We start from the raw sequence: 20,870 nt of genomic DNA on the forward strand, positions 1-20,870 counted from the left end.
GCGCTCCTTCGTCGCGTCGCTTCGCGATGGCCTTCGGCCCCCCTTGACCGCCCGCCCCGCCACGGAAAGACAGGACCGACGGGAACCCCCCAAAAGGACGCTCACCGGGGACCGGTGCCTATGCGGGGTGGTCAGCGTTGCAGGGCCTGACCTCCAGAGCCCTTGCCGGAGCCAGACCTCGACCGACTCGTCGGCAGGGTCGGGGGGCGCATCCGCTCTCCGCTCGTCGCTTCGTGGTTCAGCGTCTGCGGCCCGTCTGGGGCTGGGCATCAGCCGCCACTGGGGTGGGTGTTGTATGTCGTTTGGCGTCTGCTGCTGGACATGAGCGGGCACCGTCCGGTAGCCAGGCCCTCACCCCCGCAGCAGCCGGGCCTTCGCGGCCGTGAACTCCGCCGGGGTGAGGTGGCCTTGGCGGGCCAGGTCGGCCAGTTGGGTCAGGTCTGCGGCCAGGCCGCCGCGCGGGGTGTCTTCCGGGCCGACGTCCGGGGTGGGGGTCGCGGGGGCCGGGGGCTCCAGGTGCTCGGCCGGGTCCGCTGCCGGGGGCTCCGGGGGCTCCGGGGGCTCCTGGGGCCAGGGGGTGGCGGGGTCGGGCGGGGTGTCGGGGTGGACCGTGCCCGCCTCCGGCGTGCCCGCCGCGCGCGCCAGCAGGCCCCGTAGGAGCGGGCGGCCCGCCGGGCGGTCCGCCGGGGCCACCGTCACCCCCACCGGGCGGATGAACATCAGGCCGCCCCCGCCCGGGAGCCGGCCGGGACCCGGTCCGGCGGGATGCGGACCGAGCCGACGATCCGCCCGCCGGCGGCCCGAACGGCGATCGCCGCGTCCTCGGCCCACACGTGCTCGACCACCAGCAGCAGCGCACAGCTCCCGCGCTCCAGCAGCCCCGCCGCCTCCTGGACGTCCTCCGGCCCGATCAGCCGCGCCGCGTCCCGGCCCGTCAGCAGGCCCCGTAGCTCCTCGAACTCGTCGAACTCCGCCGCCAGCACGTCGCCCGAGGCGGTCCTCGTCGTCACGAGCCCGTCGATCAGCCGGACCACCCCGGTCTTGCGCAGTCCCATCACGGCCTCGACCGCCGGTACCCGCAGCTGCTCCTCCGGGAAGGCGAGGACGATGAATTCCACAGGTCCCATGTGCCTCGGCTCCTCACTCCTGACCGATTCTGACGACTCTTCGGCACACTATGACATAAGCGGACATAGCATCCTTGTGCTTGCTACGTTTCGCGTATGACCGCTCTGACGGCGAGGGTGGCGGAGCCCGCGCCCCCGCCTCCCGACGCCCGCGCTCCCAAGCGCCGCGGCGTCGAGCTGACGCTCCTCACCGGCGCCGTCCTGGTCTCCGTCCTCGGCTACCTCTACGTCGGTCTCGCCACCACCGGCCACGTCCCGCCCTCCGCCGCCCGCTACGCCGGCGGCCTCGCCGGCACCGCGCTGCTCGCGCACCTCGCCGTCCGGCTCAGGGCCCCGTACGCGGACCCGCTGGTGCTGCCGATCGCCTTCCTGCTCAACGGGCTCGGCCTCGTCCTGATCCAGCGCCTCGACGTGACCACGCCCGAGCACGTCACCGCCGGGGACCAACTGCGCTGGTCCGCGCTCGGGGTGGCCCTGTTCGTCCTGGCCGTGATGCTGCTCCGCGATCACCGCGTGCTCCAGCGCTACGCGTACCTGTCGGTCGCGGCGGGACTCGCCCTGATGCTGGTCCCCGTCTTCTTCCCGGCGGTCAACGGCGCCCACATCTGGATCCGGTTCGCCGGACTCTCCTTCCAGCCGGGGGAGTTCGCCAAGATCCTGCTCGCGGTGTTCTTCGCCTCGTACCTCGCCGCGAACCGCACCGCCCTCGCGCTCACCGGCCGCCGGCTCTTCTGGAAGCTGCGTCTGCTGCCCGGCCGGGTGCTCGGGCCGATCCTCACCATCTGGCTGCTCAGCGTGGGCCTGCTCGTCCTGGAGCGCGACCTCGGGACCTCGCTGCTGTTCTTCGGCCTCTTCGTGATCATGCTGTTCACCGCCACCGGGAGGATCGGCTGGATCGCGATCGGCGTGGTCCTGGCCGGCGTGGGCGCGTACGCCGTCGGGACCTTCGAACCGCACGTGAACAGCCGCGTGGACGACTGGATGAATCCTTTCGCCTCCATCGACCGAGGCGAGGGCCCCGGCCAGCTCGCCCAGTCCCTCTTCGCCTTCGGTGCCGGCGGCCTCCTCGGCGCGGGGCTGGGCCACGGCCAGTCCTTCCTGATCGGCTTCGCCGCCAAGTCGGACTTCATCCTCGCCACCGCGGGCGAGGAACTCGGGCTCGCCGGCCTCACCGCCATCCTGCTGCTCTACGGGCTCCTCGTCTCCCGCGGCTTCCGTGCCGGGCTCGCGCTGCGCGACCCCTTCGGCCGGCTGCTCGCCACCGGCCTCGCCTCGATCGTCGCCCTCCAGGTGTTCGTCATCGCCGGAGGGGTCAGCGGGCTCATCCCGCTCACCGGCATGGCCATGCCCTTCCTCGCCCAGGGCGGTTCCTCCGTGGTCACCAACTGGATCATCGTCGCGCTGCTGGTCCGGCTGAGCGACAGCGCCCGCAGACCCGAACCGCGGGAGGCCGCCGAGTGATCCGCTACATCCGCTGGTGCGCGTACTTCTGCGCACTGCTGCTCGTCGCCCTGCTCGTCAACATCGCCCGCGTGCAGGTGTGGGAGTCCGCCGCCTACGGGTCGAACCCGGCCAACAAGCGGTCCGCGATCGAGCGGTACGCCGAACCCCGCGGGGACGTCCTCGTCGACGGGCGGCCGGTCACCGGCTCCCGTGACAGCGGCCAACTGCTGCGCTACGAGCGGACGTACACGGACGGCCCGCTGTACGCCCCGGTCACCGGCTTCTCCTCGCAGACGTACGGGACCAGCTTCGTCGAGCGGGCGGAGGACGCGGTCCTGTCGGGGACGGACCCGGGACTCTCCGCCTTCCCGCTCTGGTACGACCTGGCGCGCGGCCGCCCCGCCGGCGGGGACGCGGACACCACCGTCCGGGCCGCCGTGCAGCGGGCCGCGTACGCCGGACTCGCGGGCAAGCGCGGGGCGGTGGCGGCCGTCGAGCCGGCCACCGGGAAGATCCTCGCGCTGGTCAGCAGCCCCTCGTACGATCCCTCCGTGCTCTCGGGTACGGGTGCGGGCGTCAAGGAGGCCTGGATGCGGCTGAACGCGGACCCGGCGAAGCCGATGCTCAACCGGGCCCTGCGCGAGACGTACCCGCCGGGCTCCACCTTCAAGATCGTGACGGCTGCGGCGGCGCTCGACGCGGGCGTGGTCACCGATGTGGACGCGCCCACCGAGACCCCCGACCCCTATCCGCTGCCCGGGACCAGCACCCTGCTGCCGAACGCCGCCACGGGCTGCCAGGACGCCTCGATGGCGGAGGCGGTGCAGTGGTCCTGCAACACGGTGATGGCGAAGATCGGGGTGCGGGTCGGGCTGCGGGGCATGGTGGAGGCGGCGGAGCGGTTCGGCTTCAACGACGAGGGGCTCCGCGTCCCGGCTTGGGTGTCGCGGTCGAACTTCGACACCGACATGAGCCGGGACCAGCTGGCCCTGTCCTCCATCGGGCAGTTCAACACCAAGGCGACGCCCCTGCAGATGGCGATGGTGGCGGCGGCGGTCGCCAACGGGGGAGAGGTGAAGACCCCCTACCTCGTGGACCGGACCACCCAGGACGACGGCGACCCCGTCCGCCGCGCCGACCAGCGGACCCTCACCCGGGCCATGAACCCGGCCACCGCCCTGCGGCTCCAGGAGCTGATGGTGAAGGTGGTGGAGGACGGCACGGGCAAGAACGCCGCGATCCCCGGTGCCGTGGTCGGCGGCAAGACCGGGACCGCGCAGCACGGCGTCGGCAACGCGGGCACCCCGTACGCCTGGTTCATCTCCTGGGCCAAGGCCCGGGGCGCGCCCCTGCCGGCGGTCGCGGTCGCCGTGGTGGTCGAGGACGCCTCGGCGGTACGGGGGGACATCAGCGGCAACGGCGCGGCCGCGCCGATCGCCCGCGCGGTGATGCGGGCCGCCCTGTCCGCCCGCTGAGACGCCCCGGCGACGACACGCTCACCCGGGCAGCCTGCTCGCAGCCGCACCGCCCTCCGCGATCGTCGCCCGGACCTCCGCCACCCGCAGCTCCTCCTCGGTCGCGAACCGCTCGCGGTCGAGAGCCTCGGCGATCTCCTCGTCCTGGCTCATCAGCAGGTCGAGGTTGGAGTCGCCCATCTCGAAGACGCCCATGTCCAGGTACGCCTTCTGGAGCCGCTCGCCCCACAGCCCGATGTCTTTCACGCACGGCACGATCCGGCTGAACAGCAGCTTCCGGAAGAGGTGCAGGAACTCCGACTGCTCGCTGAACTGCTCCGCCTCCTTCTTCGGGATGCCGAAGTTCTCCAGCACCTCCACCCCGCGCAGCCGGTCCCGCATCAGGTAGCAGCCCTCGATGACGAACTCCTCGCGCTCGCGCAGCTCGGCGTCCGTCAGCTGCCGGTAGTGGTCCCGCAGCGCCATCCGCCCGAAGGCCACGTGCCGGGCCTCGTCCTGCATCACGTACGCCAGGATCTGCTTCGGCAGCGGTTTGTCGGTCGTGTCGCGGAGCATGCCGAAGGCTGCCAGCGCCAGCCCCTCGATCAGCACCTGCATGCCCAGGTAGGGCATGTCCCAGCGGGAGTCGCGCAGGGTGTCACCCAGCAGCCCCTGGAGGCTGTCGTTGATCGGGTAGAGCATCCCGACCTTCTCGTGCAGGAAGCGTCCGAAGATCTCGGCGTGCCGGGCCTCGTCCATGGTCTGGGTGGCGGAGTAGAACTTCGCGTCCAGGTCGGGCACCGATTCGACGATGCGCGCCGCGCACACCATCGCGCCCTGCTCGCCGTGCAGGAACTGGCTGAACTGCCAGGAGGAGTAGTGCCGGCGCAGTTCGCCCTTGTCCTTCGCCGTGAGCTTGGCCCAGTGCCGGGTCCCGTGGAGCGTCAGGGCCTCGTCGGGGGTGCCGAGCGGGTCGTAGGGGTCCACCTCGATGTCCCAGTCGATGCGCTTGGCGCCGTCCCACTGCTTGTCCTTGCCCTTCTGGTAGAGCGCGAGGAGCCGTTCGCGGCCGCCGTCGTACTCCCAGCTGAAGCGGGCCGAACCGGAGGCGGGTACCTGCCAGACGCCTTCGGCCGGGCTGTCGGTGTAGAGCTCGTGCGTCGACACTGACGCCTCCTCGTCTCACGTACTGCCGTACAGGACCGGATGGTTGGCAGGGTCACACGTTGGTAGACAGCCGGTCAACAAGTCGTGCGCGGGGGATTGACGACCTTGCTGACAAGCAGTCTCATAAGGAGTGACCGCCGGTAACTCACCCACGAGGTGTCCGAAGCCATGACGACCGTGACCGATCGAGCCGCGCTGAAGGACGCTCTCGGCCTGCTCAAGGACCGGGAGCAGATCGCCGAGCGGCTGCTCGAATCCTCCGCCAAGCACTCCTTCGACCCCGACAAGGAACTCGACTGGGACGCCCCGGTGATCGAGGGCAAGTACTACTGGCCGCCCGAGCTGCTCTCGCTCTACGACACCCCGCTGTGGAAGAAGATGGGGGAGGAGCAGCGCATCGACCTCTCCCGCCACGAGGCGGCGGCGCTCGGTTCGCTGGGCATCTGGTTCGAGATCATCCTCATGCAGCTCCTGGTCCGGCACATCTACGACAAGTCCCTGACCAGCAATCACGTCCGCTACGCGCTCACCGAGATAGCCGACGAGTGCCGCCACTCGATGATGTTCGCCCGCATGATCCAGAAGGCCGGCGCCCCCGCCTACCCGGTCTCCCGCGTCAACCACAACCTGGCGCGGATCCTGAAGACCGTCTCCACCACCCCCGGTTCCTTCGCCTGCACCCTCCTCGGCGAGGAGATCCTCGACTGGATGCAGCGCCTGACCTTCCCGGACGAGCGCATCCAGCCCCTCGTCCGCGGAGTGACCCGCATCCACGTCATCGAGGAGGCCCGGCACGTCCGCTACGCCCGCGAGGAGCTGCGCCGCCAGATGGTCACCGCCCCGCGCTGGGAGCAGGAGCTCACCCGCATCAGCTGCGGCCAGGCCGCCCGCGTCTTCTCGCTCGCCTTCGTCAACCCCCAGGTCTACGAGAACATCGGCCTGGACCGCCGCGAAGCACTCGCCCAGGTCAAGGCGAGCGGCCACCGGCGCGAGGTCATGCAGTCCGGCGCCAAGCGGCTCACCGACTTCCTCGACGACATCGGCGTGCTCCGCGGGGTCGGCCGGAAGCTGTGGCAGAGCTCGGGGCTCCTGGCCTGAGGTCCCGGCCGCACCCCGCCCGGCCGCGGCGGCCGGGGGTTACCCTGCGGGCATGACCGTACGCGCCTACCGCAGGCTGGGCGTCGAGGAGCGGCGGGCCCAGCTCCTCGACGCGGCCCTCTCGCTGTTCGCGCACCGGGCGCCCGAGGACGTGTCCCTCGACGACGTGGCGGAGGCGGCCGGGGTGTCGCGCCCGCTCGTCTACCGCTACTTCCCGGGCGGCAAGCAGCAGCTCTACGAGGCCGCCCTGCGCTCCGCCGCCGACCTCCTCGAACTCTGCTTCGCGGAACCCCAGCAGGGCCCCCTGACCCAGCGCCTCGCCCGGGCCCTGGACCGCTACCTGGCCTTCGTCGACGAGCACGACACCGGCTTCACCGCCCTCCTCCAGGGCGGCAGCGTCGTGGAGACCTCCCGCACGACGGCGACGGTGGACGGCATCCGCCGGGCCGCCGCGCAGCAGATCCTCCTCCACCTCGGGGTGCCCGCCCCCGGCCCCCGGCTGCGCATGATGGTCCGGACGTGGATCACGGCCGTCGAGGCGGCCTCCCTGATCTGGATCGACGAGGGCAAGCAGCCGGGCGTGGACGAGCTCCGGGACTGGCTGGTCGACCAGTTCGTCGCCCTCCTGACGGCCACGGCCGCCACCGACCCGGAGACGGCCGCCGCCGCCCGTGCGGCGCTGGCCCTGGAATCGGCGGACGGCCCCGTCGGGGTCCTGGCCCGCCGCGTGATGCCCGTGGTCTCCGAGGCGGCCCACCTCCTGTGACACTGGTGGGGTGAGAAGCCAACCGACCCCCTTCGAGGGCGGCCCGATGGACGGCCGGGTCCTCCCGATCCTCCTCGGCCCGACCGGCCACCCCCCGAAGTGGTACGAGATCCCGGTCCCGGCGGCCGACGGCGGCCCCCCGACGGTGCTCCTGTACGAACGCGTTCCGTCGGGCTACTCCGAGCGGCTGCACCTGCAGAAGGGCTGGAAGTACGTCCACAGTCCGTCGGGCGTGAAGCCCAGGCCCCGCTGGCCCTGGACGAAGCCCGCCCGCCCATAGGTCCGGGCCGCGCCCCCGCTCAGGGTGCGGGGCGGTCCGTCCCGCCGGAGTCCGGCAGGGTCAGGACGGCCAGCGCCCCGCCCCCCTCCGCGGGGCGGAAGTCCAGCCGCGCGCCGATCACCGCCGCCTGCCCGACGGCGATGGTGAGCCCGAGCCCGTGCCCCTTCACCCCGGCCCCCGGCTCCGTACGGAACCGCTGCGGGCCGTGCGCCACCAGGTACTCCGGGAAGCCGTCCCCGTGGTCCCGCACGCTGATCACCGGCCCGTCCACCGTCAGGACCACCGGCGGGCGCCCGTGCTTGTGCGCATTGGCCACCAGGTTCCCCAGGACCCGTTCCAGCCTGCGCCGGTCCGTCTCCACCTGCGCGTCCCGGACGATCACCACCTCGGTCCGGGTCCCGGACGCCCGCACCACCCGCCGTACCAGACGGCCCAGTTGGTGCAGGTCCGTCTCGACCTGCTCGCTGCGCGAGTCCAGCCGCGAGATCTCCAGCAGGTCCTCCGTCAGCTGCCGCATCGTGCGGACCCGCTCCTGCACGAGCTGCGTCGGCCGCCCCTCCGGCAGCAGTTCGGAGGCCGCCTGCAGACCGGTCAGCGGCGTGCGCAGCTCGTGCGCCACGTCCGCCGTGAACCGCTGCTCGCTCAGCAGCTTCGCCTGCAGGCTCGCCGCCATCGTGTCCAGCGCACCGGCGACGGTCGCCACCTCGTCCTGGTGCCGCGAAGGGTCCTTCGTGCGCGGATCGCCCACGCGCGCGTCGAGGTCGCCCTGGCTGATCCGCCGGGCCACCGTCGCCGTCTGGTGCAGCCGCCGCGTCACCCGGGTCACGGCGAAGGCCCCCATCAGCAGGGTCCCGCCGATCGCCAGGACGGAGGAGCCGATGATCGCGTTGTCCAGCCCGCTGATCGTGCGCGCGCTCTGGCCGTAGTCGACGACCGTGGCCAGGGCCCGGCCGTCCGCGGGCGCCGCGGCCCACATCATCGGGCGGCCCGCGTGGTCGGCGACGATCGTCGCCCGCTGCCCGGCGAGGGCGAGCGCCCGCAGCTTCGGCGGAAGACCCTCGGGGTCGAGCCCCGAATCGGGCGGCAGGGCCTCGCCGGCCTCGTAGGCGCGGGAGGCGTCGTGCAGTTTCCCGAGCGCCTTCTCCCGCGCCGTGGCCACGGTCTGGCGGGTCACCTCCACGTGCACGAGCACACCCAGCACCGCCGCCAGCGAGCAGCACATCACCACGATGAAGCACGCCGACTTCCAGGTCAGCGTGGCCGTCCAGGCCGGCAGCCGGGGCCTCACGGCGCGCCCGTCACGCTCGGCGGGGTCTGGGCGCCCGCAGGGACCCGTACGATCTGCTCGCGCGTCGGCAGCATGCTGCGCTGCTTCTCGTCCCAGGACCAGGCGGTGATCAGTTCGTAGCCGTCGTTCCCGCTCGGGACGCGCAGGACCACGTCCTGGCCGGCCAGTTCCACGGCGATGACGGTCTGCGTGGTCGCCATGATCCGGTTGAGCCGGCCGTCGGGGTCCGCGGTGTAGACCCGTACGGACATCATCCGGTCCGGCAGCTCGATCCCGGCGATCAGCTCGTCCCTGCCGTTCCCGGTGAGGTCCCGGTAGTACGGCGTCAGCACCGGGCACTTCGCGGGGTCCTGACCGTCCTTCCCGCACGCGGCGACGGCGGCGGCCGTCTCCTGCGGCATCCCGTCGGCGCCGCTGTACGTGCCCGGGCGGGAGCGCAGCTCGGCCTGGACGAGGGCGATCGGATCGACCTCGTGCACGTTCTGGTTGCGGACGGCCGGGAGCCCCGGGACGTACTCCGGTGGCGCGCCGCCCGGGTCGGGAGGCGGTACGGAGGCCGGCCGGCGGTCGGGCCACAGGTGGACGGGCCCGTTCGCGGTGGGGGTGGGACCGGCCGCGGCCAGCCCGCCGGCCTCGCCGCAGCCCGCCAGGAGGGGCAGGGCCAGCAGTGCGGGCAGGATCCACAGCAGGGGCCGGGTGGCGGCGGTCGTACGGAAGGGTGACGTCTTCACAGCCCGCTGCGCCCTTCTGTCCGCGGTCCCACGGTCGGTCACGTCAACCTTATGCGGAGTTTCATCCTTTTTGACCGCACGGTCCGCCGTAGCAGCGCAGGCGCTGTCAGTCGCTCGTACGCCCGCGGCGCAGCATCGCGAAGCCGAGGCCGGCGGCGCCGACCGCGGCGATGCCCGCGCCCGCGCCCAGCAGCAGCACGCCTTCGCCCGGACCGTCGGCCAGCGACTTCAGCCGGAGCACCTCGCCGCGGGCGGCGGCGACCGAACGGCTGTCACCGGCCCTGGCGGCTTCGTCGACGCCCTTGCCGTCACTGCTGCCGGCGTTGCCGGGGGCGGAGCCCGGGCTCGGCAGGGAGGCGGCGATCACCTGCCCGTTCCGGGTCCCCGTCTTGTGCCCGTCGCCGTCGCCGTCGACGGGGTGGCTGCCGCCCCGCGCGGGTGCGTCACCCACCCAGGACGTCAGCCGCCCGTCGGAGTCCAGCGCGGCGTTCAGCTCGCCCGCCGAGCCGAACACGGTGACGCCGTCACGGCTGGTCAAGGTGGCGGCCGTGCGGCCGTCGGAGGTCAGGATGTCGGCCCGGTGGACACCCGCGGCGATCCGGTAGACCTTCGCCGTGGAGACGCCGTCCGCGAGGGAGAGGGTCTTGACCAGGGTCGGCTGCGGGGACGCGGAGTGCGCGGACGAGGCGGCCGGGACCCCCTCGGCGAGAGCCGCGGCGGCGGGCAGTGCCAGCAGACTTCCGGCGCATGCGGTCACGGCGACGGCGCGAACGAGAGTGCGGCGGCTGACGGTGCTCACGGGAGTCCTTCGGTGCGGTCGTGCCCTGGCGTGTCCAGGTGGCACCAACCTAGGCCCCCGCCGTTGCGGCCGGGCCCCGTTCTTGTAACAGCGAGGCCGCAGGGTCCCGGCGGAGTCGTTACACAACCGGGGGATTGCCGCATGCCGCTCCGGCTGCTCCCATGGACGCCGGGGGTGAGGACCAATGCGGGGACTCAGGGTGCTGCCGAGCGGCCGGCCGGGCCGCGCCCTGCTGTACGTCAACCTGCCGGACGGCCGCGCGGTGGCCTGGTACGACCGGCAGGCGAACCGGATCAGCGTCCTCGCGGAGGACCACCGAGAGGCGGTGCTGAAGGCCCTGCGCCCCTACGTGACCGGGTCGGTGTCCATCGGCCCGCCCCCGGTCCCGACGGCCGCCGACCTGCTGCGTCTCTCCCTCCCGCCGGACGCGGACCTGGCCCCCAACCGTCCGGGCGAGGCCCTGCTCGGGGAACTGGACCACGGCTCCGCGGGCACCCGCGCCCGCCACCGCATCCGCCAGGACCTGACGGCCCAGCAGCGCATGGGCGACGCCCTCGACGCCCTGGAACCGCACGGCTGGCGGGTCCTGCACTGCGTCCCCCTCCCGGGCGAGGGCCGCATCGACCACCTGCTCATCGGGCCGTCCGGGATCCTCTGCGTCCGCACCGTGGCGGGCCACCGCCAGCGCGCGGCCGTCGGGGACCTGCTGCTCACGGTGGGCCGGGCCGAACCCCGCCCCGACCCCCGCTGGATCCGCCGCGCCGCAGCCCGTGCCACCGCCGCCCTCGGGGCCCGGGTCACTCCGGCCCTGGCCCTGGTGGATGCCTCCCGCGTCGAGGTGGCCCCGTCCGTCCGCGACATCCGCGTCCTGCGGCCGCCCACGGCCGCCCCGGACCTCGCAGCCGCCCCGGCGCTCCTCGAACCCCCGGCGGTGGAAGCCCTCTTCGCCCAGGCCCGCGACTCCCGCACCTGGCTCCGCCCCCCACCCTGACCGCCGACCCGGCCCCGCGCGCACCCGGGACGGCGAACCGCCCCGGACCCGTGCGGCGGGCGGGGGTGTCAGGCCGAGGTGCGTCTGCGGGGGGCCGGTGCGGGCTTCTTCGCGGCGGCCGCCTTCTTCGCCGCGGCCGAAGTCGACTTCGTCGCCGCCGACTTGGCCGTCCTGGTCGACTTCGCCGCCGTCGTGGCGGTCTTCTTGCCCGCGGTCGACGTGCTCTTCTTCGCCCCCTTGCCCGCCGCCGCGGTGCTCTTCTTCGCGGCCGCCGAGGTCGACTTCTTGCCGCCCACCGCCTTCGGCGCACCGGCCGTCCTGCGCCTGATCGGAGTGACCTCGGCCGGTGCCCCGCCGCCCGCGGCCTCCTCGCCGGCAGCGGGCTCCGGCTCCCCGCGGGAGGCCTTCGCCGCCCGGACGCTCTTCTCCAGCGCCGCCATCAGGTCGATGACCTGCCCGCCGGCCGGTTCCACGGCCGCCTCCGCCGGCTCGAACGCGCCGCCCGCCTTCGCCGCGACCATCGCCTCCACGGCCTCCCGGTAGTCGTCGCGCAGGGAGGTCATCTCCACCGTGCCCAGCGTCGCCATCAGCGCGTCCGCCAGGTCCAGTTCGGCATCCCGTACCGTTACCGAACCCTCCGGAGCCACCCCTTCCGGGACGCGGATCTCGTCCGGCCACAGCAGTCCGTGCATCGCGATCACGTCGTCGACCACCCGCAGCATGCCCAGCCGCTCCCGCCCCCGCAGCGCGTACTTGGCGATCGCGACCTTCCTGCTCCGCTTCAGCGCCTCCCGCAGGAGGGTGTACGGCTTGGCCGCCGTCGGCCCGTTCGCCGCGAGGTAGTACGCCGCGTCCATCTGCAGCGGATCGATCTCCTCGGCCGGGACGAAGGACATGATCTCGATCGTCCGGGCCGTCGCGAGCGGCAGCTGCGCGAGGTCCTCGTCCGTGATCGGGATGATCGACCCGTCCGCCTGCTCGTACCCCTTGCCGATCTCGGCACCCGACAGCTCCTCGCCGTCCAGCTCGCACACCTTGCGGTAGCGGATGCGCCCGCCGTCGGCGAGATGGATCTGCCGGAAGGAGATCGAGTGGCTCTCGGTGGCGTTCACGAGCTTGATCGGAATGCTGACCAGGCCGAAGGAGATCGCCCCGTTCCAAATGGATCGCACGGTTCCTCCTGATTCGTGGCAGTCTCATCGTATGACGCCGATCACATTGGTGGAGGGTCGTCGCATCGCGCTCAGCAATCTCGACAAGGTCCTGTACCCGGAGACCGGATTCACCAAGGGCGAGGTGCTCCACTACTACGCCACCGTCGCGGACGCCCTCCTCGCCCACGTCCACGACCGCCCGGTGTCGTTCCTGCGCTATCCCGACGGCCCCGAGGGCCAGCTCTTCTTCACCAAGAACCCGCCGCCCGGCACGCCCGACTGGGTGAAGACCGCCCCCGTGCCCCGCTCCGAGGACCCCTCCGCCGAACAGGTGGTCATCGCCGACATGGCCACCCTGATGTGGGCCGCCAACCTGGTCGTGGAGTTCCACACCCCCCAGTGGCCCGCCGGCAGCCCGGCCGTCGCCGACCGGCTCGTCGTCGACCTCGACCCCGGCCCGCCCGCCACCGTCGTCGAGTGCTGCGCCGCCGCCCTCTGGCTGCGCGAACGGCTCGCCGCCGACGGGCTGGAGGCCTACGCCAAGACCTCCGGCTCCAAGGGCCTCCACCTGTCCGTGGCCCTGGAACCGACCCCGTCCGAGCAGGTCTCCGCATACGCGAAGCTGATCGCCCAGGAGGCCGAGCGCGAGCTGACCGGCCTCGTCGTGCACCGCATGGCCAAGACCCTGCGCCCCGGCAAGGTGTTCGTCGACCACAGCCAGAACGCCGCCGCCAAGACCACCGCCGCGCCCTACACCCTGCGCGCGCGGGCCCGTCCCACGGCCTCCGCCCCGGTGTCCTGGGCGGAGGTCGAAGCCTGCCGTGACCCGGCCGACCTGGTCTTCCTCGCCGACGACATCGCTCCCCGGCTGGAGCGCGACGGTGACCTCTTCGCGCCGCTGACCGACCCCGGCCGCGCCGGGAGACTGCCCGGGGAGCGGACGTGATCCACGTCGCGCTGGCCACCGCCGTACGCACCCTGCCGCGCGGGGTGGGGCTCGCCTACGAGCCCAAGTTCGACGGCCACCGGCTCGTCGTCCTCCGCTCGGAGCAGGACGTGGTGCTCCAGGCCCGCTCCGGCCGGATCGTCACCAGTGCCTTCCCGGACCTGGCCGCGGCCGCACGGCAGTTGCCCGCCGGGACGGTCCTCGACGGCGAGGTCGTGGTCTGGAACGCGGGCCGCACCGACTTCGCCCTCGTCCAGCGCCGGGCGGCGGCCACCCCCGCGCGGGCCGTCCTCCTCGCGCAGAGCCTGCCGGCCTCGTACGCCGCCTTCGACGTACTGGAGCTGGCCGGACTCGACCTGCGGGCACGCCCGTACGAGCGGCGCCGAGCCCTCCTCGTCGACCTGCTGCTCCCGCTCGGCCCCCCGCTCCAGCCGGTGCCGATGACGACCGACCCGGAGCTGGCCGCCACCTGGTACGAGACGCTGCCCGCGAGCGGTATCGAAGGCCTCGTCGTCAAACGGCTCGACCAGGCCTACCCGGCCGGCCGCCGCGGCTGGCAGAAGCTGCGCCACACGGACGTGCGGGACGCGGCGGTCGTCGGCTACACCGGTACCCCGCGGCGGCCGGTGGCCCTGGTGCTGGTGCTGCCGGTGGGCGACGAGACGCCGCTGGTGTCGAGCCCGCTGTCGGCGGCGCTGCGTACGGAGGTGGCGGCGGCCGTCAGCGCCCGGGCGGCCACCGCTCCGGCCGGGGCCACCGTCACCGCGATCGGACTGGGCGAGGTCCCCTTCCGGCCGCTGGACCCGCCACTCACGGCGGAGGTCCGGCACGCCTCGGCGCGCCACCCGCCGCCGGAGGTGCTGCGGCTGCGGACAGACCTCTGACCCGCGCGGGAGGCACGGGTCGGAGGAGGGACCGGACGGGCCGGAGAACGGGGCCGGCGGTGCGTCGCGGGCGGGGGTCAGGTGCGGAAGGGCCGGTCAGCTGTGGGCGCCGCTGCCCGCGTCCGGCGGAGCACCCGGCTGGGCGTGCGGCGGCGGGCCCTCCGGATGCGCGTAGCCGGACTCCCGCCGGGCCCGCACCTCTTCGGGGTGGCTGGAGGTGGTCGAACCGAAGTTCCCGTACCCCTGCATCTCGTGCGGCCTCAGGCCGCTCGCGGGGAACTCCACGTGGTCGCGTTCCTCGCGGACCTCGTAGACCGCCCCGCCCTCGGGCAGGTGTGGCTGGCTCTCGGCGCTGGGCGGTGCGGGCTCCTGTGACCGGACCTTCTTGCCCAGCCAGAAGGCGCCGAGGAGGAAGCCGGCGACGATGATTCCGACGACCAGGAACCACGCGATGTCGGTGAGGGTCGAGTCCACGCTCAGGGTCGTGTCCATAGACCTCATTTTCCCGCACTTCTGTCCGATATGCGCCATTGTGGCCTGGATACGTTGCGGCATTCGGGGTACGCGCGCGATGAGCAAGGGGCTACGGGGAGCCCGGATCCGCTGCCGGATCTTCCATCCCGTTGCCCCGGACTGCCGATTCCGGAAGGAGGCCCGGAGATGCCCCGCGGATCCTCCCCCAAGCGGGAGCGCCAGTACGAGCACATCAAGGAGAGCGCCGAGCGGCGCGGCATGCCCGAGGAGGAAGCGAAGGAGATCGCCGCCCGCACGGTCAACAAGGAACGCGCCCGGGCCGGGGAGTCGAAGACCGCGAGCAGGCAGTCCCTGGAGGACATCTCCTCCGGCCGCCGCGGAGGCCTGCGCTCCCACTCGGGCGCCCAGGGCCCCACGTACGACCAGCTCTACGCGGAGGCCCGCCGCCGCAACATCCACGGCCGTTCGGACATGAACAAGGCCCAGCTCGAACGCGCCCTCGGCCGCTGAGCGCGGCCGGGGCCTGGCCGGGGCCTGCCGAGCCGCGGGCCAAGGGCTCCGCTGGGCGCCGGGCCGGACCGCGCTGAGCTGCGGGCCGTAGACCCGCTGAGCTGCGGCCTGATCACGCCGAGCTGCGGGCAGGGGCCCGGCCGGCGGGCCGCTGGGCCGCCCGGGGCCCCGCACGGGCCGGGCCCCGCACGGGCGGGCTCCTCTCACGGCCGCCCGGTCCGTGCGGGGAGCCCGGCGGCCAGCGCACGGCACGGCCCGGGCGCAGCCCGCCGCCCGCGCCGGTGGCCGGTCAGTCGCAGACGAACTGGTTCGCGCCCCGCATCAGCCGCGACCGCAGTCCGCCCGGCGCCGCCCCCAGGGCCCGCTCACGCTGCCGCCGCACCACGTACCGCCCGGGCGCGATGCCCGTCGCCCCGTGCTCCGGATGGATCAGGTGGACGACCGCGGCGGCCTCCAGCACCCCGATCGCCAGGTCCGTCGGATCCGTGACGTCCGACGTCCACCGGCACTGCCCGGGGTCGGCGACCAGGGTGTGCGGGTTCCCGCCCCCCGTGCTGCGCAGCAGCTCGACCCCCTGGGGCGGGACCGCCAGCCATCTCGCCTCCGGGAACCAGCGCATGCCCAGCCGCACATTCCCCAGCATCCCCATCGGCACCACCAGCAGATCGCCCTGCGCCTGCATCCCGTCCACCACCGGCACGGCCGTCTCGCGCGCCAGGTGCTCCAGGACGTCGAGCCCCGTGCGCTCCGTCAGTTCCCCGAGCGTCATCATGTTCCCCACCCCATCCTTGTCGTGTTCATCGCCGGCCGTCATGTCCTGCGCACGAGCTGCGCGTACTGCTGCCCGCTCACCCCGTACGACCAGCCGGCCGCGTCGAGCGGATCGTCGATGTGGGCCGGGACCCCGAGCCCGTACCGCCGACGCCGCCCGTCCGGCTCCACGGACCCGTTCACGGCCAGGAGCAGCCGGCCGGGCCGGCCCCACGCCCCGGCCGGTACGTCGTACAGCGCCAGCCGGAACCCCGGATTCCCGGGATCATCGGAGGCCCCGACGAGTTCCAGCCCGGCCTCGGCCACGTAGGCGTCCCAGCCGATGCGCTCGATGGCGCTGCGCCGGACCTCGACGTTCGGCTCGGCGTGGATCCGCTCGACGGTCGGCCCGCTGAGCACCCACTCCGGCACCACCGCGCCGTGCAGGACGTGCACCCCGCTGCCGTCCGCGTACCGGACCGCGGGCCCGTCGTCCCGGTGCAGCCGGATCTCGCCGTGCACCGCCCGGGGCGCCGGCTCCGTGTGCACGGCGACGGGGCGCTCGGCCATCACGCACCGCCCCGGGGCCGCCCACCACCAGCCGGTGCTCCGCGCGAGCCGCGCCCACAGGGCGAGCAGGTGCGCGTCGTCCGGCGCGTAACGGGCCAGCCCGATCCGGCCGCAGACGTCGTAGTGGCCGACCCAGTGCGCGGAGTGCTGCCCGTACCAGGTCATCAGGCCGGATGCGGAGGCCAGCCCGGGCACGGAGGCGCGTACGACCGAGCGCAGCGCGTCCGAGACCGAGGCCTGCAGGGCGTCACCCACCGCCGTCCGCACGACCTGGCGCAGCGGCTTCCCGCCGGCCAGCGCCTGCGCGGCCGGCACCGGGGCGGCCACCGGCCCGGACGCCGACCATTCGCTGCGCCACGGGTCGTCCGCCGCGTCGCCCAGCCGCTCCCGCAGGCCGGACTCCATGGCGGCGAGCCGCTCCACCAGCGGCAGCCGGAGCCGGAACGACGCCCGGCTCCGCTCGGCGTAACGCAACGGCGCGTGCCGGAAGGCGGGTTCCTCCCGTACGAGGTCCAGCGCGGCGGCGGGCGAGGCGGCCCACTCGAAACGCGGCGGAGCCTCCCCGAGCAGCCGGTAGATCTCACCGACTGCGTCCTCGGCCTCCGCGCGCAGGGCCGGCCGGGCACTCAGCCCGTACGCCAGCCACTCGTCCCGCAGCCCGCACGCCTCGTCCAGGCGGGCGGGCGCGCGGTCGAACTCCGGGGCGCTCACAGGCGCCCGGCGGAGTCCGCCTTTCGATCATCGAGAATCATCATGCGGGGCACAGTGCCAGCTGCCGTGCCCCGCATCAACCCATTTCCGGATCACCCCCGCAGCGGGCCGTCGGAGTCGCGCAGCGCCCGGGTCTCGCGCCCGCTGAGCACGCCCACGATCTCGGCGCAGATGGCCAGCGCCGTCTCCGCGGGGGTCCGGGCGCCGAGGTCCAGCCCGATCGGCCCGTGCACCAGGCCCAGCTGCGCCTCGCCCACCCCGGCCGCGACCAGCCCCTCCCGGCGGCGCGCCGTGGTCCGCCGGGAACCCAGCGCCCCCACGTACGGGATCCCGAGGGCCAGCGCGGCCCGCAGCGTCGGGACGTCGAAGTCGGGCTCGTGGCTGAGCAGCACCAGGCAGGCGGCGTCCTTGTGCTCCCCGAGCACCTTCTCGGCCTCCGCGGCCGCCTCCACGGTCCGGGCGCCCCATCCCAGCAGGGCCGCCTGCCGCTCGATGATCTCGGCCAGCTCGCCGCCGCCGCCGATGACCACGTACGGGGCCGAGGGGTACGCCTCCACGAGCACCAGCCCCGGATCCCCGTACAGCGCGTCCCGCCCGGGGCGCCGGGTCGCCAGCAGTTCGCCGGCCCGCCGCCCCGCATCGTCCCGCGGGGTGTCCGCGGCCCGTACGACCTCGCTGACGGCCTGGCGGGCGGTGTCGTCAAGCCGCGTCACCAACGCCACCCCGGCCCCCTGCCCGAGCAGCTCCCACCACTCGGCCGGGACCGCCGTGAGCGGCTGGAGCAGGATCTCCGCCTGCCCGCCGCAGGTCAGCTTCGCCGCCACGGCCTCGGCCCCGCGCACCGACACCTCACACACCCGGGCGGTGTCCCCCGCGGTCATGGCACCGGCCTCGGCGACCAGCTCGGCGTCGAACACCCCCCGGTACAGCGCCCCGACGCACTCCCCCCGCGCATCGACGAGCACGGCTCCCGCCGGATCCCGCGGCCCGAACCCCTGCTCGGTCACGGGCCGGGCCAGGTATCCCGCCCGCCCCTCGGCCATCCACTGCCGCGCCGTACCCACCAGCTCACGCATCTGTGCCGCCCCATCCTTCTGCGCGCTACTCCCCGCAAAGCACCAGGTCAACGGCACAGTGCGGCCTCAAGAACCACCCTATGCACGCCCCTCACCCCTACCCATCCCCCAAACCCACAGACCCCACCCCACCCCCCTCGTACAGACCACCGGAACCGGAACCGGCCCGGCTTCGGCCCGTCGGGCCCGTGGTCCGCCTCGGCCCCCTCATTTCTCCGGTTTTCCCTACTCCGCAAGGCTGTTGATCCGCTGCAACACGGTCAGCATCTCCGCGGGAACCTCATCCTCGCGGACGTTCTTGGCCAAGGCGTCGAAAGATACGGCCTTGTAGCCGTTGCTCTGCAAGTACGTGTTCAGGCCGGACATGATGCCCTTGGGTGGGCACACGGACCGGCGGTACTCGACGGAAGTCCACCGTGCCTCGAAATCCGCGAGGGTGGTGGCGGTGATCGTCGCATCGTCGAGTTTGGCCGACCTTTCGGTGGCCTGTCGCTCGCAGTTGAACTGCGCGAACACGGCGTTGCGCATCTCCTCCATGAGTGCCTCGATCGTCTGCTCGACCTCAGGAACCGGGCACTTCGAAAGACGGGAAATGGCAGAAGGGGAGATGAGATAGCTCTCCAGCTCCTTCTTCGCCCACACGTGGCAGTCCAGACCGGCCTTGGTGAGCTTGGCCCGTACGGCCTCCACCTGCGCAGGCGTCCTGTAGTCGCGGTCGAGGATCACCAGAGACCCCACGGAACTCTTCAGGAAGTCCTGCACCAGCCAGCCGAACGCTTCGGCGTTACCCCAGTTCGAGTAGCCGTTGATGGGTACGACCGCCAGGTCCATATCGGCTACGAGGTGGGCGAACCCGAGATTCCTGCCGAGGATGCGAAGCGTCCTCAGGTCCTTCCCTTCGACGAACACGATGCCCTTGGCTCGAAGGGCCTTCGCCATGCCCAGGTTGAACGCGGTACCCAGAGCCGCACTGAGGATCTCCATGCCCTCCTTCTTGGGGGCTCGAATGGCGTTCCTCTTCGATTTGTCGATCCACACGATGGATCGGATGTCGGCCTCGGCGAGCACTTCGCTCGAATGCGTAGCCAGCACCACCTGGATGCCCAGGGAGTCGATCAACCTGATCAGTCGTCGCTGCAGGTCGGCGTGGAGGAACACCTCGGGCTCATCCAGAACCAGAGTGGGAGCATCCCTCAGACGGTAGATGTGGAGAAGGAGTTGAAGCCAGATCTGGACCCCGTCACCTGCCCAGACGAGTTCCTTTTCCTTTCCGCTCCCGGGTTCCGTGTAGAAGACGTCGATGCTCGTTTTGGGCCCGTACTGGGTGACCGGAGGTGAAATCTCCATTCCACCCGTCCAAGGCTCGGCGAATTCGAGGAAATCGCCCCAGTCCTCATCGCTGAGGAAGCGCAGTTGGTTCCGGAAGTGTCGACTGCTGAGCCGCGAGGTCTGATTCTTCTTCACGTAATCGGAGGTCAAGATCTCCTCCACGTGCTCCAGCGGAGTCAGTGCGGGAATGATGCCGATGGGGGAGTACTCGTCCTTGACCTGCTTCGGCGACCTGGGGGTCCTGCCGGCTTCGTTCGTCAGGTAGAAGTAGGGGGTGTCATCGGCCTCGTCTTCGGTGTTCGGCCAGACGGCGCGAAGCTTGGACCCGTTCTTCCATGACAGTTCCAGGCTTGTTTCGGTGTTCTCCCTGAACTCGTGCCGCACGCTCTCGTTGAGCAGCTCGAAATCCTTGACGGGGATCGGGTAACCCTGAACCCAGGAGGATCCGTGCTGGCGGCTCAGTGAAGGCTTGGTCCGTTTGGCACTCTTCAAGCACGCCTCCGCGAACTTCAAAGCGGAGAGAATCGTACTCTTTCCTGCACTATTGGGCCCTACGAGGAGTGACGATTCGTTGAGTGTGATGGTGAAATTCTCGAATGCCTTGAAGTTCCGCAGCTTGATGTGACTGATCACCCTGGGCCCTCTCTGCCTCGCACCGGGCCGGCGGTCGCCCTCGAGCAGCCCGTGACGGCCGATCGTAGGAGAGGGCGACCCGCCACCGTACGCCTTTTGTCCTTTTGCAGCCCTCCGGGGTGCAATGGCCCACCGCCCGCACCCGGGCCTGCGTGCGGACGGGCGGCGGAGAGGCTCGAGGCAACTCTCTGAGGTCGCAACGCTCCCGCAGCCGCGGTCACTACAGGCACCCGGCCGTGTGGCGAGGGCGCTGGGGTGCGCATGGGCGAGACTTCTCGGCGAACTCGCCGGCGCGGGGCGTTCGGGGATCCGGCCCCAGCGGCTTCGGTAGGGCACCGGCGCCGCCGCACATGCCGCCAGCGGGTTCCGGCTCGTGTCGGGGCCCAGGGATTGTGAGCCGACGTAGCCGTGGTGGTCGCCGGGTCAGCCGGGGGACAGGGGGGAGAGGGCTCCGGGGTCGGCCGTGTACGGGGTGGGGATGACGGGGCCGCCGCACCAGGAGCCGGTGCAGGTCATGGTGTGCTCCTTCGGGTCGCAGGACGACGGCCCTGTGCTGACCCGCAGCCACCACATCTGCGCCCACCCCGGGGCCTGGCCGCATTCCCGCGCCGCCCACTCGGCCGGGTGATACGTGGATGATTTCTCCTCAGCAAGCGCATACGCGCATCTATGGTGCGTCTCGCTCTCTT

General features: G+C 72.5%; 21 protein-coding genes. 9 read left to right on the plus strand and 12 right to left on the minus strand.

The window, feature by feature from the left end; genetic code table 11:
- Positions 1 to 351: 351 nt before the first annotated feature.
- On the minus strand, positions 352 to 720 hold the full coding sequence (locus ACFWUZ_RS16445) for a hypothetical protein (protein ID WP_384372630.1): 369 nt from the start codon (positions 718 to 720) through the stop codon (positions 352 to 354).
- The gene (locus tag ACFWUZ_RS16450) at positions 720 to 1,127 is read right to left on the minus strand and encodes a DUF6325 family protein (protein WP_384372632.1); all 408 of its coding nucleotides are present in this window, start codon (positions 1,125 to 1,127) and stop codon (positions 720 to 722) included. The genes ACFWUZ_RS16445 and ACFWUZ_RS16450 overlap by 1 nt, the downstream gene beginning before the upstream one ends.
- Positions 1,128 to 1,223: 96 nt before the next feature.
- On the opposite strand from ACFWUZ_RS16450, the gene ACFWUZ_RS16455 reads away from it, so the two are divergent.
- Entirely contained in the window at positions 1,224 to 2,588 is a 1,365-nt protein-coding gene (locus tag ACFWUZ_RS16455) for an FtsW/RodA/SpoVE family cell cycle protein (RefSeq protein ID WP_384372634.1), read from the plus strand.
- Positions 2,585 to 4,045 carry a penicillin-binding transpeptidase domain-containing protein gene (locus ACFWUZ_RS16460; RefSeq protein ID WP_384372636.1) on the plus strand — a complete coding sequence of 487 codons (1,461 nt, stop codon included), beginning with the start codon at positions 2,585 to 2,587 and terminating at the stop codon, positions 4,043 to 4,045. Before ACFWUZ_RS16455 ends, ACFWUZ_RS16460 begins: the two co-directional genes overlap by 4 nt.
- A gap of 21 nt (positions 4,046 to 4,066) precedes the next feature.
- On the opposite strand, the gene ACFWUZ_RS16465 is transcribed toward ACFWUZ_RS16460, so the two are convergent.
- The gene (locus tag ACFWUZ_RS16465; protein WP_384372638.1) at positions 4,067 to 5,191 is read right to left on the minus strand and encodes a ferritin-like domain-containing protein; all 1,125 of its coding nucleotides are present in this window, start codon (positions 5,189 to 5,191) and stop codon (positions 4,067 to 4,069) included.
- A gap of 168 nt (positions 5,192 to 5,359) precedes the next feature.
- Between ACFWUZ_RS16465 and ACFWUZ_RS16470 the strand changes: the two genes are divergently transcribed.
- The 3 genes from ACFWUZ_RS16470 to ACFWUZ_RS16480 are packed head-to-tail and all read left to right on the plus strand — an operon-like array spanning position 5,360 to position 7,335.
- Positions 5,360 to 6,289 (plus strand): diiron oxygenase, encoded by a 930-nt coding sequence (locus ACFWUZ_RS16470; RefSeq protein ID WP_384372640.1) that lies wholly within the window; start codon positions 5,360 to 5,362, stop codon positions 6,287 to 6,289.
- 52 nt (positions 6,290 to 6,341) lie between these two features.
- Positions 6,342 to 7,055: a TetR/AcrR family transcriptional regulator gene (locus ACFWUZ_RS16475; RefSeq protein WP_384372642.1), complete on the plus strand. Its 714-nt coding sequence runs from the start codon at positions 6,342 to 6,344 to the stop codon at positions 7,053 to 7,055.
- A gap of 10 nt (positions 7,056 to 7,065) precedes the next feature.
- Complete coding sequence (locus ACFWUZ_RS16480) at positions 7,066 to 7,335, plus strand: hypothetical protein (RefSeq protein ID WP_384372644.1); 270 nt, start codon at positions 7,066 to 7,068, stop codon at positions 7,333 to 7,335.
- Between the two features lie 19 nt (positions 7,336 to 7,354).
- On the opposite strand, the gene ACFWUZ_RS16485 is transcribed toward ACFWUZ_RS16480, so the two are convergent.
- The 3 genes from ACFWUZ_RS16485 to ACFWUZ_RS16495 all read right to left on the minus strand — a co-directional run bounded on the left by ACFWUZ_RS16485 (position 7,355) and on the right by ACFWUZ_RS16495 (position 10,153).
- The gene (locus ACFWUZ_RS16485; RefSeq protein ID WP_384372646.1) at positions 7,355 to 8,623 is read right to left on the minus strand and encodes a histidine kinase dimerization/phospho-acceptor domain-containing protein; all 1,269 of its coding nucleotides are present in this window, start codon (positions 8,621 to 8,623) and stop codon (positions 7,355 to 7,357) included.
- On the minus strand, positions 8,620 to 9,354 hold the full coding sequence (locus ACFWUZ_RS16490) for a hypothetical protein (RefSeq protein WP_384372648.1): 735 nt from the start codon (positions 9,352 to 9,354) through the stop codon (positions 8,620 to 8,622). The genes ACFWUZ_RS16485 and ACFWUZ_RS16490 overlap by 4 nt, the downstream gene beginning before the upstream one ends.
- 106 nt (positions 9,355 to 9,460) lie before the next feature.
- Positions 9,461 to 10,153 carry a hypothetical protein gene (locus ACFWUZ_RS16495; protein ID WP_384372650.1) on the minus strand — a complete coding sequence of 231 codons (693 nt, stop codon included), beginning with the start codon at positions 10,151 to 10,153 and terminating at the stop codon, positions 9,461 to 9,463.
- Positions 10,154 to 10,337: 184 nt separating this feature from the next.
- Between ACFWUZ_RS16495 and ACFWUZ_RS16500 the strand changes: the two genes are divergently transcribed.
- Positions 10,338 to 11,144: a nuclease-related domain-containing protein gene (locus ACFWUZ_RS16500; protein WP_384372651.1), complete on the plus strand. Its 807-nt coding sequence runs from the start codon at positions 10,338 to 10,340 to the stop codon at positions 11,142 to 11,144.
- Between the two features lie 68 nt (positions 11,145 to 11,212).
- On the opposite strand, the gene ACFWUZ_RS16505 is transcribed toward ACFWUZ_RS16500, so the two are convergent.
- Positions 11,213 to 12,316, minus strand: a complete 1,104-nt coding sequence (locus ACFWUZ_RS16505; RefSeq protein ID WP_384372653.1) for a Ku protein — start codon at positions 12,314 to 12,316, stop codon at positions 11,213 to 11,215.
- A gap of 31 nt (positions 12,317 to 12,347) precedes the next feature.
- On the opposite strand from ACFWUZ_RS16505, the gene ligD reads away from it, so the two are divergent.
- Both ligD and ACFWUZ_RS16515 read left to right on the plus strand, forming a co-directional pair.
- Positions 12,348 to 13,244 carry a non-homologous end-joining DNA ligase gene (gene ligD, locus ACFWUZ_RS16510; RefSeq protein ID WP_384372655.1) on the plus strand — a complete coding sequence of 299 codons (897 nt, stop codon included), beginning with the start codon at positions 12,348 to 12,350 and terminating at the stop codon, positions 13,242 to 13,244.
- Positions 13,244 to 14,128: an ATP-dependent DNA ligase gene (locus ACFWUZ_RS16515; RefSeq protein WP_384372985.1), complete on the plus strand. Its 885-nt coding sequence runs from the start codon at positions 13,244 to 13,246 to the stop codon at positions 14,126 to 14,128. Before ligD ends, ACFWUZ_RS16515 begins: the two co-directional genes overlap by 1 nt.
- A gap of 96 nt (positions 14,129 to 14,224) precedes the next feature.
- Here ACFWUZ_RS16515 and ACFWUZ_RS16520 read toward each other — a convergent pair whose 3' ends face one another.
- Positions 14,225 to 14,620, minus strand: a complete 396-nt coding sequence (locus ACFWUZ_RS16520; protein WP_384372657.1) for a DUF6479 family protein — start codon at positions 14,618 to 14,620, stop codon at positions 14,225 to 14,227.
- A gap of 168 nt (positions 14,621 to 14,788) precedes the next feature.
- Between ACFWUZ_RS16520 and ACFWUZ_RS16525 the strand changes: the two genes are divergently transcribed.
- The gene (locus tag ACFWUZ_RS16525) at positions 14,789 to 15,112 is read left to right on the plus strand and encodes a plasmid stabilization protein (protein ID WP_384372659.1); all 324 of its coding nucleotides are present in this window, start codon (positions 14,789 to 14,791) and stop codon (positions 15,110 to 15,112) included.
- Between the two features lie 289 nt (positions 15,113 to 15,401).
- Here the strand turns inward: ACFWUZ_RS16525 and ACFWUZ_RS16530 are convergent, their stop codons facing one another.
- The 4 genes from ACFWUZ_RS16530 to ACFWUZ_RS16545 form a co-directional block, all read right to left on the minus strand.
- Positions 15,402 to 15,884, minus strand: a complete 483-nt coding sequence (locus tag ACFWUZ_RS16530) for a hypothetical protein (protein WP_384372661.1) — start codon at positions 15,882 to 15,884, stop codon at positions 15,402 to 15,404.
- 38 nt (positions 15,885 to 15,922) lie between these two features.
- Complete coding sequence (locus ACFWUZ_RS16535) at positions 15,923 to 17,143, minus strand: DUF6745 domain-containing protein (protein ID WP_384372663.1); 1,221 nt, start codon at positions 17,141 to 17,143, stop codon at positions 15,923 to 15,925.
- 92 nt (positions 17,144 to 17,235) lie between these two features.
- Complete coding sequence (locus tag ACFWUZ_RS16540; protein WP_384372665.1) at positions 17,236 to 18,219, minus strand: XdhC family protein; 984 nt, start codon at positions 18,217 to 18,219, stop codon at positions 17,236 to 17,238.
- 225 nt (positions 18,220 to 18,444) lie between these two features.
- Complete coding sequence (locus ACFWUZ_RS16545; RefSeq protein WP_384372667.1) at positions 18,445 to 20,181, minus strand: ATP-dependent endonuclease; 1,737 nt, start codon at positions 20,179 to 20,181, stop codon at positions 18,445 to 18,447.
- Positions 20,182 to 20,870 lie beyond the last annotated feature (689 nt).

Origin of the sequence: Streptomyces sp. NPDC058646, from assembly GCF_042716875.1 — a bacterium.
GTDB lineage: Bacteria > Actinomycetota > Actinomycetes > Streptomycetales > Streptomycetaceae > Streptomyces.